This is a genomic window from Nocardia halotolerans, assembly GCF_042650145.1.
Classification (GTDB): Bacteria; Actinomycetota; Actinomycetes; order Mycobacteriales; family Mycobacteriaceae; genus Nocardia; species Nocardia halotolerans.
Genome location: NZ_JBHSDL010000014.1, coordinates 844,784 through 861,118 on the forward strand (window position 1 = coordinate 844,784; position 16,335 = coordinate 861,118).

11 protein-coding genes are annotated in these 16,335 nt (G+C 69.3%); 5 read left to right on the forward strand and 6 right to left on the reverse strand.

What is annotated here, in order from left to right; translation table 11 throughout:
* Positions 1–26: 26 nt before the first annotated feature.
* The 3 genes from ACFO5K_RS14545 (at position 27) to ACFO5K_RS14555 (ending at position 5,442) form a co-directional block, all read left to right on the forward strand.
* Positions 27–2,810 carry a DUF5682 family protein gene (locus tag ACFO5K_RS14545; protein WP_378561808.1) on the forward strand — a complete coding sequence of 928 codons (2,784 nt, stop codon included), beginning with the start codon at positions 27–29 and terminating at the stop codon, positions 2,808–2,810.
* A gap of 318 nt (positions 2,811–3,128) precedes the next feature.
* Positions 3,129–4,301, forward strand: a complete 1,173-nt coding sequence (locus ACFO5K_RS14550) for a VWA domain-containing protein (RefSeq protein ID WP_378561811.1) — start codon at positions 3,129–3,131, stop codon at positions 4,299–4,301.
* A gap of 109 nt (positions 4,302–4,410) precedes the next feature.
* The gene (locus ACFO5K_RS14555) at positions 4,411–5,442 is read left to right on the forward strand and encodes an alpha/beta hydrolase (RefSeq protein ID WP_378561814.1); all 1,032 of its coding nucleotides are present in this window, start codon (positions 4,411–4,413) and stop codon (positions 5,440–5,442) included.
* A gap of 116 nt (positions 5,443–5,558) precedes the next feature.
* Here ACFO5K_RS14555 and ACFO5K_RS14560 read toward each other — a convergent pair whose 3' ends face one another.
* From ACFO5K_RS14560 to ACFO5K_RS14580, 5 genes are all read right to left on the reverse strand, one after another.
* Positions 5,559–8,078, reverse strand: coding sequence for an ABC transporter permease (locus ACFO5K_RS14560; RefSeq protein ID WP_378563856.1), 2,520 nt, complete (start codon positions 8,076–8,078; stop codon positions 5,559–5,561).
* A 50-nt stretch (positions 8,079–8,128) separates the two neighbouring features.
* Positions 8,129–8,905, reverse strand: a complete 777-nt coding sequence (locus ACFO5K_RS14565) for an ABC transporter ATP-binding protein (RefSeq protein ID WP_378561817.1) — start codon at positions 8,903–8,905, stop codon at positions 8,129–8,131.
* Between the two features lie 54 nt (positions 8,906–8,959).
* Complete coding sequence (locus tag ACFO5K_RS14570; RefSeq protein WP_378561820.1) at positions 8,960–9,868, reverse strand: hydroxymethylglutaryl-CoA lyase; 909 nt, start codon at positions 9,866–9,868, stop codon at positions 8,960–8,962.
* A gap of 163 nt (positions 9,869–10,031) precedes the next feature.
* On the reverse strand, positions 10,032–11,252 hold the full coding sequence (locus ACFO5K_RS14575) for a CaiB/BaiF CoA transferase family protein (protein WP_378561823.1): 1,221 nt from the start codon (positions 11,250–11,252) through the stop codon (positions 10,032–10,034).
* An 83-nt stretch (positions 11,253–11,335) separates the two neighbouring features.
* Complete coding sequence (locus tag ACFO5K_RS14580) at positions 11,336–12,106, reverse strand: deoxyribonuclease IV (protein WP_378561826.1); 771 nt, start codon at positions 12,104–12,106, stop codon at positions 11,336–11,338.
* Positions 12,107–12,224: 118 nt separating this feature from the next.
* Between ACFO5K_RS14580 and ACFO5K_RS14585 the strand changes: the two genes are divergently transcribed.
* A complete protein-coding gene (locus ACFO5K_RS14585) occupies positions 12,225–13,361 on the forward strand; it encodes a serine/threonine-protein kinase (protein WP_378561829.1) in 1,137 nt (378 codons plus the stop codon).
* A gap of 150 nt (positions 13,362–13,511) precedes the next feature.
* On the forward strand, positions 13,512–15,407 hold the full coding sequence (locus tag ACFO5K_RS14590) for a serine/threonine-protein kinase (RefSeq protein ID WP_378561832.1): 1,896 nt from the start codon (positions 13,512–13,514) through the stop codon (positions 15,405–15,407).
* Between the two features lie 85 nt (positions 15,408–15,492).
* Here the strand turns inward: ACFO5K_RS14590 and ACFO5K_RS14595 are convergent, their stop codons facing one another.
* Entirely contained in the window at positions 15,493–16,317 is an 825-nt protein-coding gene (locus ACFO5K_RS14595) for a GNAT family N-acetyltransferase (protein WP_378561835.1), read from the reverse strand.
* Between the last annotated feature and the right edge of the window lie 18 nt (positions 16,318–16,335).

Consider the following 16,335-nt stretch of genomic DNA (forward strand, 5'->3'; position numbering starts at 1 on the left):
AACGGACCAGCACACAGGGGATTCCGATGAGCGGACACACCGACGGCAGGACACTGCCGCCACCGGGCACGAATACCACCGCACACGCGGCAACCGGACCCGCCACCCGCACCAGCGGGCGCGACGAGCCGACCGTCCCCGGCGACGGACCCAGCGAGCCGACCACGCCTGACGAAGGACACAGCGCGCCAACCGCTGGCGATGAACACAGCGAACCCACCGCCCGTACCAGCGGGCGCGACGAGTCCACCGCCCCCGGCGACGGACCCAGCGAGCCGACCACGCCTGACGAAGGACACAGCGAACCCACCGCCCGTCCCGACGGACGCGGCGAGCCAGCCCTCAGCGGCCGCCGGAGCGAGCCGATCGCGCGCAACGACTCGGCCGTGACGGACAGTTCCCGCAAGGCGAGCAGCTCAGTTGCCGGGCACGATTCCGGTACCCCGGTGACCCGCGTCTTCGGCATCCGCCACCACGGGCCGGGGTCGGCGCGTTCGTTGCGACAGGCTCTCGAGGAGTTCGGCCCGGACGCGATCCTCATCGAAGGACCGGCCGACGCCGATCCGCTCGTAGGTTTCGTCGCCGCCGACACGATGGCCCCGCCGGTGGCGCTGCTGGCCTATGTGCCCGACTCCCCTGCCCGGGCCGCGTTCTGGCCGTTCGCGGTGTTCTCCCCGGAATGGCAGGCGCTGCGCTACGGCGTGGAACACACCGTCCCGGTGCGCTTCTGCGACCTGCCCGCAACCAATGTCCTCGCCATCGAGGAGGACAACCGCGCCGGCCGCACCGATCCGCTGGCCGCCCTGGCCGCGGCCGCCGGCTTCGACGATGCCGAACGCTGGTGGGACGCCGTCGTCGAATCGGTCCCCGACAGCGCCGCGTTCGACGCCATCACCGAAGCGATGGCCGCCCTGCGCGAGAATGCCCCGGCCACGGTCGAGGCCGGTCCAACCACGCCGGACGATTCAGGGACATCGCCCGGCGAGCCAACCGCGCCCGGCGAAGCAGCGACACCGCCCGCCGAGCCGAGTGAACACGGTGGAACAGAGCTCCTTACCGGTGAATTCGTCTCCGAACAGAGCCCGAACCCCGACGAGCCCGTGCTCGCACCGCTGGTGGTCGACGAGCACACGCTGCGGCGCGAGGCCTACATGCGGCAGACGATGCGGCAGGTGCTCAAGAGCGGGGCGAAGCGGCTGGCGGTGGTGTGCGGAGCGTGGCACGCGCCCGCGCTCACCGGTCCGCTCGGCCCGGCCGCCCCGGATACGCGCCTGCTCAAAGGGTTACCGAAGACGAAAGCGGCACTGACCTGGGTGCCGTGGACCCACTCACGGTTGGCCGCTGGGTCCGGGTACGGCGCTGGTGTCACCTCGCCGGGGTGGTATCACCACCTGTTCACCGAGACCGAGCGTCCGGTGGCACGGTGGCTGACCAAGGTCGCCGGAGTACTGCGGGCGCACGACCTCCCGGTGTCGAGCGCGCACATCATCGAAGCGGTGCGCCTGGCCGACACCCTGGCCGCGTTGCGTGGCCGACCGCTGGCGGGCTTGTCGGAGGTCACCGAGGCTGTGCGGTCGGTGATGTGCGGTGGCGACGAAACCATGCTGCGCCTGGTCGTCGACGAGCTCGTCGTCGGCGAGACGCTGGGCGGGGTCCCGGAAGACACCCCGACCGTGCCGCTGGCCGCCGATCTGCGGGCACGGATCAAGACCCTGCGGCTGAAGCAGGAAGCCTTGGCCCGCACCGTCGACCTCGACCTGCGCAAACCGCGCGATGTGGAACGGTCCCAGCTGTTGCACCGGTTGCGGTTGCTCGGCATCGGCTGGGGCACCCCGACCGTCGGTGAGGTCCGCAGTACCGGCACCTTCCGGGAGACGTGGACGTTGCGCTGGGAACCGGAATTCGCGGTCCGCATCGTGGAGGCGGCGATCTGGGGAACGACGCTGCGCACCGCCGCCGAGGCGAAGATCCTCGACACCGCGAGCCGCGACGGCGTATCGGTCACCGAACTCGCCGACGCGCTCGAGCTGGCCCTGCTCGCCGATCTGGGCGGGGCCACCGCAGGTTTGATCCGGCGGCTGGAAGCGGTGGCCGCCCTCGACCACGACGTCACCCACCTGCTCGGCGCCCTGCCCGGGCTGACCCGCACGCTGCGCTACGGCGACGTGCGCGGCACCGACACCGAGGCCCTTGTGCACGTGGCCGACAGCCTGCTGGTGCGCATCTGCGCCGGGCTGCCCGGCGCCGTCACCGGCCTCGACACCGACGCCGCCGAATCCCTGCGCGCCCAGATCGACGCGGCCCACATCGCGATCAGCACCCGCGACGACGAGCACGCCACCACCGAATGGCTGGCCACCCTGCAACGCATCGCCGACCGCGACGATGTGCACGGCGCCATCGGTGGCCGCGCGGTGCGCCTGCTCTGCGATGCCGAACGTATCGACGACGCGGATTCGGCCCGCCGCTTGGCCGCCGCCCTGTCCGTGGGCAACACCCCCGCCGCCAAGGCCGCCTGGATCGACGGCTTCCTCGGCGGACGCGGATTGCTCCTGGTACACGACCGAGAACTGTTGCGCCGCATCGACGACTGGTTGCGCGACCTGGCCGAAGACCAGTTCGTCGCGACGGTGCCCCTGCTACGGCGCACCTTCGGCTTCTTCGAATCCGGCGAGCGCCGAGCCATCGGACAAGCCCTGCGCGACACCGGAACCGCCCCCGCCACACCCGCGACGCCCGCAGCCGTCGACCCCGCCCGTGGGCAGTTGGCGCTGCGAACGGCCACCACAATCCTCGAAGCCGCCAGATGATCCCCACCTCACCGGTGCACCGACCCCACTCGTCGGTCAACCGCCGCCTGCGGGTCGGCCACCGACCACCAGCCACCCCCACCGGTCAGCCACCGCCCACCAACCGGCCCAACCAGTCCAGTCACCGCCCACCAACCGGCCCCACCAGTCAGTCACCGCCCACCCGCCGACCACCCACCGACCAGCCGCCCACTCACCGCTCGGCCACCGCCCACCAGCCGGCCTCCTCACATCCCGCCGCCCGACAACATCCGCCACAGTCCGGACCGTCAGGCGCCACGAACACCGCCCACTGCTCGACCACCAGGAGCACCCAGCATGACCGACACTGACGACACCCGTTCCCGCCGTTGGCGTCTCGTGCTGGGCACTGCCGCCGAGGAACAGCTCGGTGGTTTGAGTTCCGGCGCCGACCAGGCGATGGATCAGGCACTGGGCGCCCTGTACAACACCGGTGAATCGAGCACGTCGGGGAAAAGGTCCGGCGGGCTGGGTGGTTCGGCGCCGCGGGTGGCGCGCTGGCTCGGCGACATCCGCACCTACTTCCCGGCCACCGTGGTCGAGGTGATGCAGCGCGACGCCGTGCAACGGCTCGACCTCACCCAGTTGCTCCTGGAACCCGAACTGCTCGAATCGGTGGAACCCGATGTGCATCTGGTGGGTACGCTGCTCGGCCTGAACCGGGTGATGCCCGAATCGACCAAGGCCACGGCGCGGATGGTGGTCGAGAAGGTGGTGCGCGATATCGAGCGGCGCATCGCCGCCAAGACCGTCGCCGCGGTCTCCGGTGCCGTCAATCGGGCCGCGCGCACCCACCGCCCGAAGCTGCGCGACATCGATTTCGATCGCACCATCCGTAAGAATCTGGCCAACTATCTGCCCGAACACCGCACCGTGGTGCCGGAACGGCTCGTCGGTTACGGCCGCAAGTCGCAGGCCGTCCAGCGTGATGTGGTGCTGGCGATCGACCAATCCGGATCGATGGCGGCCAGCGTGGTCTACGCGTCGGTGTTCGGCGCGGTGTTGGCATCAATGCGGTCGTTGAGAACCTCCCTGGTGGTGTTCGACACCGAGGTCGTTGACCTCACCGAACAGCTCAGCGACCCCGTCGACGTCCTTTTCGGCACCCAGCTCGGCGGCGGCACCGACATCAATCGCGCGATCGCCTATTCGCAGTCCCTGATCACCCGGCCCACCGACAGCCTGTTCGTGCTCATCTCCGACCTGTACGAGGGCGGCGTCCGCGACGAGATGCTGCGCCGGTGCCGTGCGATGAAAGAGGCCGGCGTCCAGGTGGTGGTACTACTGGCGCTCTCCGACGAGGGCGCCCCCGCCTACGACCACGACAACGCCGCGGCACTGGCCGGCCTCGGTATCCCCGCCTTCGCCTGCACCCCGGACAAATTCCCCGACCTGCTGGCCACCGCACTGGACCGCGGCGACATAGCCAGGTGGGCCCACACCACCCGGCTGAACAATTCAGCGTCCTGACCAAACCGCGAACAGGGACACACCGAACCTCTGCTCATGCCCCACGCGTGTGGGACATCGCGCTCGTCTTCGACCGGTGGCCACCACCGGCATACGAAAGGTTCACCCTGTGAGAACACCGCGATCGATCCGTACGGCGGCAGTGCACGCGGCGCTGCTGAGCGCGCTGGCGACGGCTGCGCTGGTCCTGCCCGCGAGTGTGGTTGTCGCGGAGCCGGAGTCCGCGCGCGTGGTCTCGGCGGTCGACATCGACGGCCGGCGCCAACTGGTGACGGTCTTCTCCCCGGCGATGAGCAAATCGATCGAGTTGCAGGTCATCCGCGCCGCGGACACCGAGAACCCGCGGCCGACTATGTACTTGCTCAACGGTTCGCAGGGCGGGCCGAACGAGAGCGGCTGGGACGCGCAGACCGATGCCGTGGACTTTCTGCGGGGCAAGGACGTCAATGTCGTGAACCCGATCGGGGGCGCCAGTTCCTACTACACCGACTGGGTGCGCGATGACGCGGCGCTGGGCCGCAACAAGTGGCAGACATTCCTCAACGAGGAATTGCCGCCGGTGATCGAGGGATTCCTGCGAGCCGACGGGAACCGCACCATCGTGGGGGTGTCGATGAGCGGCACCTCGGTGCTGAACCTGGCGATCGCCAAGCCCGGTTTCTGGAACAGTGTGGCCTCCTACAGCGGGTGCGCGCAGACTTCGGACCCCATCGGTCAGGAATTCGTCCGCATCACGGTCGAGAACTGGGGTGGGGCGCAGAGCATCGAGAACATGTGGGGGCAACGCAACGGGCCGCTGTGGCGGGCAAATGATCCGCTCGTGAACGCGGAAGGGCTGCGTGGCACCGAGATCTACCTGAGTACCGGTTCCGGTATCCCCGCCGCCCCGCACGACACGCCGGCGGATACCCGAGTCCAGGAGGGCCGGATTCCGCTGCCGGTCCAGATCGCCTTCGGGGGGCCGATCGAGGCGGCTGTGCGCTACTGCACCGCGAACCTCGCCGACCGCCTGCGTGCACTCGACATTCCGTTCACGCTGGACGACCGTCGCGTCGGTACACATTCGTGGGGGTACTGGGAGGATGATCTGAAGACCTCCTGGCCGTTCCTGGCGCAGTCGGTCGGCAGCCGGACCCGCTGATCGAGGACGGCACGAACCGCCACCATGTCGGCGTCACGCAGGATCTGCGGGCGAATCCTCGCACCGCTTCCGGCCCCGTTCGACGGTCTCCACCGGGCCGGAAGCGGTTGCGACTGCTACAGGTCGGCGATGGCCGCCAATGGTGGCGTACGCGCGGCCCGCACACCCGGCCACACCGCCGCCAGGACACCCACCACCCCGGACGCGATCAGCATCGCCACCAGTTGCGACCACGGGATGTCGATCTGATCGATGCCCATGTCACGCAGGGTGCGCAGGAATCCCACGCCGAGGGCGATACCGAGTAGCAAACCGATGATCGCGCCGAAGATGGCGATCAGCATCGATTCCAGGTAGATGGTGCGCCGCACCTGGGATCGCTGGGTGCCGACAGCGCGGAGCATGCCGATTTCGCGGCGGCGCTCCACCACCGACAGGGCCAGGGTGTTGATGATGCCGAGCACTGCGATCACCACGGCCAACGCGAGCAGGCCGTAGAGGATAGCGAGCAGGGTGTTGATCTGCTGGCCCTGGGCGCCCTTGAACTGTTCGTGGTCCTGAACCTGCACCACCACGAACGGTTCCGTGGCTTTCTCGAGGTTCGCCCGCATCGCGGTGAGATCGGCGCCCGGTTCGGCCTTGACCAGCACCAGGATGTTGGCGCGCAACTGTTGGGGCATCAACTGCTCGTAGACGCCGGGGTCGACGACCATCGGGCCGAGCAGCGGTGAGTCGGTGTAGATGCCGCCGATGGTGAGTTCGAGCTGCTTGTTGTCGAGGCTGGTGATGGTGATCTTCTCGCCCTGCTCCCAACCGCGATCCGACGCCTCGGTCGCGCTGACCAGGGCCCCGCCTGCGGCGACCGTGCTGGTGCCGCTGATCATGTCGATGTCGATGACCGGGTCGAGCGGGCCGTCGGGCGCGGTGGCACCCACCTGTTCCTCGCCCAACCGGAACCCGACCGCCCGCAGCCCGGTGACCTCGCTGACCCCGTCCACCTCGGTACGTACGGCCTCGACCGCGCCGATCGGCACCCCGATCATCGGCGGGCCGGCCAGCACGTACTCGGCCTTGACCCCCTTGTCGATGAGCACATCCACGCTGGTTTTCGCCGACGCGCCGAGGATGCCGATGGCCGAGACCAGCATCAGGCCGAGGGTGAGCGCGAACGCGGTGGCCGCGGTGCGGCGTGGATTGCGCACGGCGTTGTTGCGCGCCATCTGGCCGATCGGACCGAAGGGCCGGGTGAGCACACCCAGCACCAGCACCATCGGCCGTGACAGGGCGGGCGCGGCCAGCAGCACGGCGAGGATCAGACCGAGCGCCCCCACACCCACGGTGATCGCGGCACCCTTGCCGGTGCTCTGCGCACCGACGTACACCAGTACCCCGCCGGCAACACCCGTCACCGCGCCCACGATCGTGCGCAGCCGCAACGATTCACCGGCGCTGGCGAATTCGGAGCGCATCGCCTCCACCGGCGGCACCTTGGCGGCGCGGCGAGCGGGTGCGTAGGCGCTGGCGACTGTGACGATCAGCCCCACCAGCAGCGCGACGATCGCGGTGCGCGGCAGCACGGTGAGCGACCCGGTGGGCAACCCCAGGTCGAAGGCGTTGAGCAAGGCCGACAACCCGAACGCCAACCCGATGCCGGCGAGGAGGCCGAGCACGCTGCCGATCAGGCCGATCACGAGGGCCTCACCGACCACCGACCGCCCGACCTGCTGACGGCTGGCGCCGATCGCACGCAGCAATGCCAGCTCACGCAACCGCTGGGCGACGATCATCGAGAAGGTGTTGTAGATGATGAAGGTGCCGACGATCAGCGCGATCGCGCCGAAGGCGAGCAGGAAGTAGTTGATGAAGGTGAGTGCCTCGGAGATCTCCTTCTTCATGTCCTCGCGGACCTCGTCGGCGTTCTGCACCTTGTAGTTGGGCAGCTCGGCGGCGAGCCGGTCGCGCAGCGCGTCGGCCGAAACTCCCGGCGCCGCGGCGATATCGGCGTAGGCGACGTGGGAGCCGTCGGTGAACAGCTTGCGGCCCTGCGGTTCGGTGAACATCACCGCCACCACCCCGCCGCCCTCGGCGCCGGGCATCTCGTAGATGCCGGTGAGCGTCACCTCGAACGGATCGCCCTTGGACGGCACCAGCACCTTGGTCTTGTCACCGACCTGCAATCCGGCCTTCTCGGCGCCGCTGGTGTTGAGCGCGACCTCACCCGCCTCGCTGGGCGGCCCACCCGCGATGAACGTCTCGGGTTCCTCGACCGACTTGTCCGGCGGCAGGTGCGAAAGCCCGAAACTCGGTGCGCCACCGGTCTGGACGGCCTTCTCCCCGGCTGGATCGAGCAGCACCACCGGCCCGTTCACGGCCGGTGCGACCCGCGCGACACCGTCGGCGTCGGCGAGGGCGTCGACGATATTGTTCGGTACCCCCAGCGATTGGCGCTCCTTGGGCCCCACCCGCACGTCCACACCCTGGGCCTGGCCTTCGAAGATCCCGTCGAAGGTGCGCTGCAGGGTATCGGTGAACACGAAGGACCCGGAGATGAACGCGGTTCCGAGCACCACCGACAGCAGGGTGAGCGCCAAGCGAACCTTGTGCGCGGCGAGATTTCGCAGGGCGACCTTGCGCATCGGGTTGCCGCCACCGGCCACCCGGGTGGCACCGGACATCGAATCCTTGCTCACTTGTTCTCCAGCGCCTTCATCCGGTCGAGGATCGAATCCTGGGTCGGGTCACGCAGTTCGTCGACGATGCGTCCGTCGGCGAGGAACACCACGCGGTCGGAATAGGCGGCCGCCCGCGGGTCGTGGGTGACGATCACGACGGTCTGACCGAATTCGTCGACGGAGGCGCGCAGGATTGAGAGCACCTCACCGGAGGAGTGCGAGTCCAGGTTGCCGGTCGGTTCGTCGCCGAAGATGATCTCCGGTTTACCGACCAGCGCGCGGGCGCACGCCACGCGCTGCTGCTGGCCGCCCGATAGTTCGCTGGGGCGGTGGGTGAGCCGGTCGGCCAAACCCAGCCGCTTCACGACGGTGTCGAGCCATTCCTGGTCGGGTTTGCGGCCCGCGATGTCGAGCGGCAGGGTGATGTTCTCGAGCGCGGTGAGCGTGGGGACCAGGTTGAACGCCTGGAACACGAACCCGATCCGGTCGCGGCGCAACGCGGTCATCTGTTTGTCGGACAGGCCGGTGAGCGCGGTGTCGCCGATGCGGACCTCACCGGAGCTGGCGCTGTCGAGGCCGGCCAGACAGTGCATCAGCGTGGACTTGCCCGAACCCGACGGCCCCATGATCGCGGTGAACTCGCTCTTGGCAAAGGTGGCCGACACCCCATCCAAGGCCCTGACCTGTGTGTCTCCCGAGCCGTACAGCTTCACCAGGTCATGTGCGGCGGCCGCGGTCTCGGTGGCGGCCGCCGTCTCGACGGCCTCGGTCCCCTCGGGGTGTGAAGTCATGCGTCCAGTCTGGCGGGACACCCGCCCCCGCGCCATCCGGGAACCCCCCGAGACCTACCGGATGACCCAGTCGAATGCCGCGGCTTCCGAGCGCGCACCCTGCGCTGTGCGGGAACGATTCGGTTCGCCCAACTCGGTGAGCAGTTCCTCGGTGAGACCGACCAGGCTCGCCAGCGCCGCCGGGGTGAACCAGTCGGGACGGGTGGCGAACAGGATGTCCTCGGAGGCGGTGTTGCCACTGGCGCCGGGCGCGAACGGACAGCCGCCGAGCCCGCCCAGGGCACCGTCGACCATCGCCGCCCCGGCCTCGATCGCGGCGAGCGTGTTGGCCACGCCCATGCCCCAGGTGTCGTGACCGTGGAAGACGATGCGACGCGGCGCTGTGGTGTCGCGGACCGCGCGGACCAGCGCGCCCACCTGGCCGGGATGCGCTTGGCCGAGGGTGTCGGCGAGCACGATGTCGGCGGCGCCGTCGGTGCGCGGGTCGGCGGCGATGGCGAGGACCCGCGCGGGGTCGACCGGACCGTCGAACGGGCAGGTGAAGCTGGTGGCCAGGCACAGCTGGATCCGGCCACCGGCCTCGTGCGCCAACCGGATCGCGTCGGGCATCGCGGCTACCGAGGTCTCGGTGTCGCGGCCGATATTGGCCTTGTTGTGGGCGTCGGAGACCGAAAAGCAGTACTGGAAGTTGCGCGCGCCCGCGGCGGCTGCCTTCTCGACATGGCGCGGTGTGGCCACCCACACCCAGCATTTCGCCAGTTCATCTGGGGTGAGCGCGCCGATCAGCTCGAGCGAGTTGGCCATCGGCGCCACCAGATCGGGGCGGGCCATGGAGCCGATCTCGAGTGCGGGCACACCGGCGCCCAGCAGTCGGCGCACCACGTCGACCTTCTGTTCGACCGGCAGCATCTTGCCGGTGAGTTGCAGGCCGTCGCGCAGGGTCACATCACGCAACACCGTCATCGCCGCTGCTCCGGTTCCCGGGCGGGCACACACATCACGCCGCCGCACGGCTTGTCACCGACACCGGCCGGATTCGGATGGACCGTCGGACGCACATGCCCCGGACCGCGCGGTTCCCACCTGCTGCGCCCGGGCGGACGACGGCGACCGTGTACTCGTCTGGTCACGAGACCTCCAGCGCGTCGATCTGGGCCGGCGTCATCCCCAGCAGTCCGGTGAGCACCTCTCGGGTGTGTTCGCCCAGGTCGGGCCCGACATTGCGGATGGGCAGCGACCGGCCACCGAGCACCGGCACGATGCCGGGGAACCCCACCTGCTTGGGTGTTTCCTCGCCCACGTCGACGGGGAAGGACTGGATCATGTTGCGGGCGCGGTACTGCTCGTCGGCCACGATGTCGGCCGCGGTGTAGATGGGGCCACACGGGATGGCGGCGTCGTCGAGCAGCTTCAGCGCCTCGTCGCGGGTGTATCGGACGGTCCACTCGGCGATCGCGGCGTCGAGGCGTTCGCGGTGGCGCCAGCGGCCGGCGTTGTCGGCCAGTTCCGGGTCGGCGGCCAGGTCGGGGCGGTCGATCACCCGCATGTAGCGCTGGAAGATCGCGTCACCGTTGCCGCCGATGATGATGCTGTAACCGTCGCTGGTGGGGTAGGCGTTGCTGGGGGCGATGCCTTCCATCCGGCCGCCGACCCGCTCCCGCGTGATCCCGTAGGCCAGGTGGTCGGGCACCAGCGATTCCATCACCGACAGGATCGACTCGTTGAGCGCCACATCGATGATCCGCTCCACCTGCGGCACCGGACCGGACACCCGCTCGCGCTGGAACAGCGCCATCACGGTGCCGAACGCGGCGTAGATGCCCGCGATCGAGTCGCCGATGGACACCCCCACCCGTACCGGCGGCCGATCAGGGTCGCCCACCAGCTCACGCAGACCGCCCACCGCCTCGGCCACGGCCGCGAAACCGGGCCGCGCCGACATCGGCCCGGTCTGCCCGTACGCGGAGATCCGCGTGATCACCAGGTTCGGATTCACCTGCTCGAGCACCTCGGGGCCCAGACCCCATTTCTCGAGCATGCCCGGCCGGAAATTCTCCAGCAGCACATCGCAGTGCGCGAGCAGATCGAGCACGATCGCGCGGCCCGCGTCGGTGCGCAGGTCGAGCACGATCGATTTCTTGTTGCGATTGACCGTGCGATACAGCATGGAGGTGTCTCCGCCGTACAGCCGCCAATTCCGTAGTTCGTCGCCCGTTCCGGGGCGTTCCACCTTGATCACCTCGGCGCCGAAGTCGCCCAGAATACGTCCCGCAGTCGGAGCGGCAACATAGTTGCCGAGTTCCAGAACGCGAACACCGTCCAACGGCCGAATGCACTTGTCCGCCACCCCGCGACTCTAGCGCGTCGCCCGGTCGCCGCCGCGTCGGCGGTCGGCTCGCGTAACGCACGTTACGGCTGGGAGAGGGGTGGTCAGCCCAGGGTTTCGCGCAGGTAGGCCAGGTCGTCGGCGACACCGTCGGCCGGGGTCTCGAGAATGACCGGGGCGCCTGCGGTGCGGCAGACCTCGGCCAGGAGCTGGGGGTCGATGGTGCCGTCGGCGAAATTGGCGTGGCGATCGGCGCCGGAGTCGAACTCGTCGCGCGAGGAGTTCAGGTGCACCAGATCGATACGACCGGTGATGGCCTTGATCCGCTCGACCACACCGACCAGTTCCTCCCCGCCCGCCCACGCGTGGCAGGTGTCGAGGCAGAAACCCGCACCATAGTCGCCGACCGCGTCCCAGAGCCGGGCGATCGAATCGAAGTGCCTGGCCATCGCGTGATTGCCGCCCGCAGTGTTCTCGATCAGGATCGGTACGGCGAAGCCGCCCTTGTCCTGCTGACGGTCGAACAGCTTGCGCCAGTTGTCGATTCCGGTGTCGCGCTCGGCGTCGGAACGCACGTGCCCGCCGTGCACCACCAGGCCGAAGGCGCCGAGATCAGCGGCTGCCTTCGCCTGCTGGGCCACCGCGTTCCGCGAGGGCATCCGTAACCGGTTGTTCAAACTGGCCACATTGATCTGATACGACGAGTGCACCACCACATCGATCGGGCTGGCCAGGATCTCGGCGGCCTGGGGGTGCGGCTGCGGTTTGTCCCAGCTCTGCGGGTCGACCACGAACATCTGGATGACCTCGGCGCCGAGCTGCTCGGCGAAACCGATCGGATCGCCCTCGGTGCGAACGTGTGCTCCAATGCGCATGGGCCCACCCTAATGCGCGGCACCGACAGCTTCGGCCGATGTTGCACTGCGGTGGGATCACGAGATACATCGGTAGAATTCGGACGGGTGCTCTGCCCTTGGAGGGGGTGACTTCGCGGTGTTGCGCAAAGGCGACGTGTTCGCCGGGTACACGATCCGGCGTGTGCTGGGCCACGGCGGAATGGGCGTGGTGTACCTGGCCCGCCATCCGCGCCTGCCCCGGCTGACGGCGTTGAAACTGCTCAGCCGCGAGTTGTCGGCCGACGAGGAGATCCGGCGGCGATTCGAACGGGAAGCCGATCTGGTCGCCCAGCTCGAGCACCCCAACATCGTCAACATCTACGACCGCGGCACCGACGACGACCAGCTGTGGATCTCCATGCAGTTCGTGGCGGGCACCGACGTGGCCACCGCCGACGTGAACGTACTGACGCCGGGGCGAGCGGTGCAGATCGCGGCCGAGACCGCGACCGCGCTCGACTTCGCCCACGGCAGCGGCGTGCTGCACCGCGATGTGAAACCGGCCAACATCCTGCTCGCCAAACCGCCGATCGGCCGCCCGGAGCGGGTGGTGCTCACCGACTTCGGGATCGCGGCGGTACGTGACAGCGAGACCACCCTGTCCTCGGCCGGATCGCTCACCGCGACACTGGCTTACGCCTCCCCCGAACATCTCACCGGCGCTCCGATGGATCACCGTGCCGACCAGTATTCGCTGGCCTGCACCCTGTTCTGGATGCTCACCGGTGCGGTGCCGTTCCCCGGACCCAACCCGGCCACGGTGATCCAGGCGCATCTGAGCAAACCCGTACCCCCGCTACGCAGCCTGCGCCCCGACCTGCCATCGACCCTGGACGCCGTGCTGGCCAGGGCCACCGCCAAACACCCCGCGGTCAGGTACGACAGCTGCGCCGCGTTCGCCGAGGCGGCGCGAGCAGCACTGTTCGCGGCGCCGGGGCCGTGGCAACACCAGCCGCGATACACCGCCACCGGGGTCGTGCTGCGGGCCCGCGAGACACCGGTTCCGCCACGACCCGGGCCCCCGTACCCGCCCGCGCACCGGCCACCGGGCACGCCCGCACAGCCGTACCCGCACACACCGGCGCAACCACACACGCACGCGCCACGTCCACCGGCGGGCGGTACGCCGCCTCCGCCCCGGCGACCCACCACACGCCCCGGCATCATCGACTTTCCCGGGGGCCGTAACCATCCCGGCTACATCGTTGGGCCCCGGCACCGCCGCCCGCCCTAGGCGCTGAGGCCCCTCGCGGGCACCGTTACGGGTCGTCCCCGACTGCTATGGTTTCGGTGATTTTCCCGTGGCGGCCACCCGGCCACGGCTTTTCATGCTGTACGCGCGTGCGCTGGTGGGTCCCGGCGCGCCGCGGGAAGTGGAGCAGACATGCTGGCCAACGGAGATGTCTTCGCCGGCTACATCATCGAACGGCAGCTCGGCCGTGGCGGCATGGGATCGGTCTATCTCGCCAAACATCCTCGCCTACCGCGCCTGACCGCGCTGAAGCTGCTCAATCGCGAGATGTTCTTCGATCAGGAGGTGCGGGCGCGGTTCGAGCGCGAGGCCGACCTGGTCTCGCGCCTGGACCACCCCAACATCGTCACCGTCTACGACCGCGGCCTCGACGACGAACAGCTGTGGATCTCCATGCAGTTCATCGACGGAGTCGACGCCGCCTCGGTGGACCCACAGACGCTGCCACCGGCCCGCGCGTTGCAGATCGTGCAGGAAACCGCCGACGCGCTCGACTACGCGCACGGTATGGGAGTGCTGCACCGCGACGTGAAACCGGCCAACATCCTGCTCGCCCGCTCGGGCGCGGGCCGTGGTGAGCGCGTGTACCTCACCGACTTCGGCATCGCCCGGCTGCGTGACGACACCGGGCATCTCACCCAGACCGGCACCTTCACCGCCACCCTCGCCTACGCCTCCCCCGAACAGCTCACCGGCGCCTCGCTGGACCACCGCTCCGACCAGTACTCCCTGGCGTGCACCCTGTTCTGGTTGTTCACCGGGGCCGGCCCGTTCACGGCGACCAACCCGGCCGCGGTGATCCAGGGGCACCTGCAGCAACCGCCACCACCGTTGAGCAGTGTGCGCCCCGGGCTGCCACCCGCGCTGGACGCGGTTCTGGCCAAGGCCATGGCCAAGCGCCCCGACGACCGCTTCGTCTCGTGTTCGGATTTCGCGCGCGCCGCGATCGGTGCGCTGAACACACCCAGCGCCCCCGCGATGCCGATCACCGGGCCGGGCACCGGTGGGGCGATGCCGATCGCCGGCGGTCAGCGGCCGACGACGGGCGGGGCGATCCCGCACACCGGCGCGCCGTATCCCGGTGCGGTACAACCGATGACGGGCGGGGCGATGGGCACGGTGGGGCCCGGCGGTACGCAGCCACCGATGACTGCGGGCCCGATGGGCTCCGTCGGGCACGGGGGCACGCAACCACCGATGACCGCCGGCCCGATGGGCACAGTCGGGCACGGGGGCACGCAACCACCGATGACCGCCGGCCCCATGGGCACCGTCGGCCCCGGCGGTACGCAACCACCGATGCAGAACTCCCCGCCGATGACCGGGGCCCAGTACCAGTACGCGCAGCAGTCGCGGCAGTTCTCGGCACCGACTCCGCCGCACGGCCCGATGGGTGGTTACACCCAGTACCCACAGCGGCCGCAGAAGTCGAACACCGGTCTGGTCATCGGCATCGTGGTCGCGGTGATCGTGGTGATCGCGCTGCTGATCGGCATCGGCATCGCGGCAGGCGGTGACGACTCCAGCTCCGGCACCACCACGACTACGACTACAACGGCCGCGGTGGCCGCCCACGTCACACCCGACGCCGACGCCATCAGCGCCGAGTTCGGCCGGATGGTGCCCGCGACCGTCGACGGTGAGACCGGCTACAACGGTGCCACCTGCTGGGAGACCGACACCGGCTACACGCCCTCGGCCAACGACGGCGATCCCGACTTCGGGGCCTGGGTCTGGCAGTGGCGCTGCTACGGCGGTGGCGACAGCGACGACCCGTTCTACCGGTTCTACGTCTACAACTCCGCCGCCGACGTGCAGGCAGTGGTCAACGGCCTGCCCGCCAACACCAGGTCCACCGACAGCAACAGCGGCAAGCAGCACACCAATTACAAGTACACCGACAACGGCAACAAGATCATCACCGTGTTCTCCGGCGACCCCGACCGCGCCCAGTTCCTCATGTTCACCGATGGATACGGCGAGCCCGAAGAGGTGCTGAGCTGGTGGCGCTCGGCTCCGCTGAACTGACGCGATCAGCGGCGCGCCAACGGCTTTCGCCGGATACACGATCGAACCACTGCTGAGCCGCGCGGTGACTCATCGCCGCGCACACCTAGCCGGCGATCAGCTCGTGGTTCACGAAGTCGCGGACCGGCTCGAATCCGATGGCCTGATAGATCTTGTTCGAGGTCGGGTTGGCCAGGTCGGTGAACAGGCAGACATCGGCACCCTCCGCCCGGATACGTCCCGCGACCGCCGCCGTGAGCGCACTCGCGTACCCCTGTCCGCGTAGTGGCGGCGGGGTGTACACCGGGCCGATCCGGGCCCACCCGAAGACCGCGGCTTGCCGGGCCGCGAAGGCCGTGGGTGTGCCGTCGGCTTCCCAGACCCACCAGAGCCCGGCCTCGATCAGCCGCTGCGCCGCAGCCCGAGCCAGTCGCCGTGCGGCACCGATTTCGGCATCGAAGGCGTGGACCCAGTCGAGGCAGAGATCGGTGTCGCGCTCCTCGGCCGGCCGTGCGGCGCCGGGTGCGGCGGGAATGCTGAGTCTCCCGAGCCGGAAAAGCCGGGCCGAGTAGTCCTTTCGGTGGGTTCCGTGGGCCTGCGCCCAGTGCGCGACGAATGCGTCCACTTCGGCCGCGGCGCCTTCCACCGACCGGAGCGGGCCGCAGTGCGCCATCAATGCCTCGGTGACGGACGAGATGCCGGTCTCGGGTAGATCGTCCAGGTAGGCACGCCCGTCCGCCGTGCACTGGGCAACGCCGAGGACCCGACCGCCGTCCGCACGCACCGACAGGAACTTCGTCCCCGAGAACCGGCCGCGGACCTGATTGGCGAGGCTGGTGGTGATCACCGTGTGACGCAGCGGGTCACGCCGCAGCCAGGGTTCGGCGTCGGCCAGGAACCGGGCAGCGTCACCGGTGACTTCGATGTGCACCGCATCGACGGTAGCCGG

Bases quoted from the DNA above. Each gene is read 5' to 3' on its own strand.
- ACFO5K_RS14545 (WP_378561808.1), top strand. From the start codon at position 27: ATGAGCGGACACACCGACGGCAGGACACTGCCGCCACCGGGCACGAAT.
- ACFO5K_RS14550 (WP_378561811.1), top strand. From the start codon at position 3,129: ATGACCGACACTGACGACACCCGTTCCCGCCGTTGGCGTCTCGTGCTG.
- ACFO5K_RS14560 (WP_378563856.1), bottom strand. From the start codon at position 8,078: ATGCGCAAGGTCGCCCTGCGAAATCTCGCCGCGCACAAGGTTCGCTTG.
- ACFO5K_RS14565 (WP_378561817.1), bottom strand. From the start codon at position 8,905: ATGACTTCACACCCCGAGGGGACCGAGGCCGTCGAGACGGCGGCCGCC.
- ACFO5K_RS14570 (WP_378561820.1), bottom strand. From the start codon at position 9,868: ATGACGGTGTTGCGTGATGTGACCCTGCGCGACGGCCTGCAACTCACC.
- ACFO5K_RS14580 (WP_378561826.1), bottom strand. From the start codon at position 12,106: ATGCGCATTGGAGCACACGTTCGCACCGAGGGCGATCCGATCGGTTTC.
- ACFO5K_RS14590 (WP_378561832.1), top strand. From the start codon at position 13,512: ATGCTGGCCAACGGAGATGTCTTCGCCGGCTACATCATCGAACGGCAG.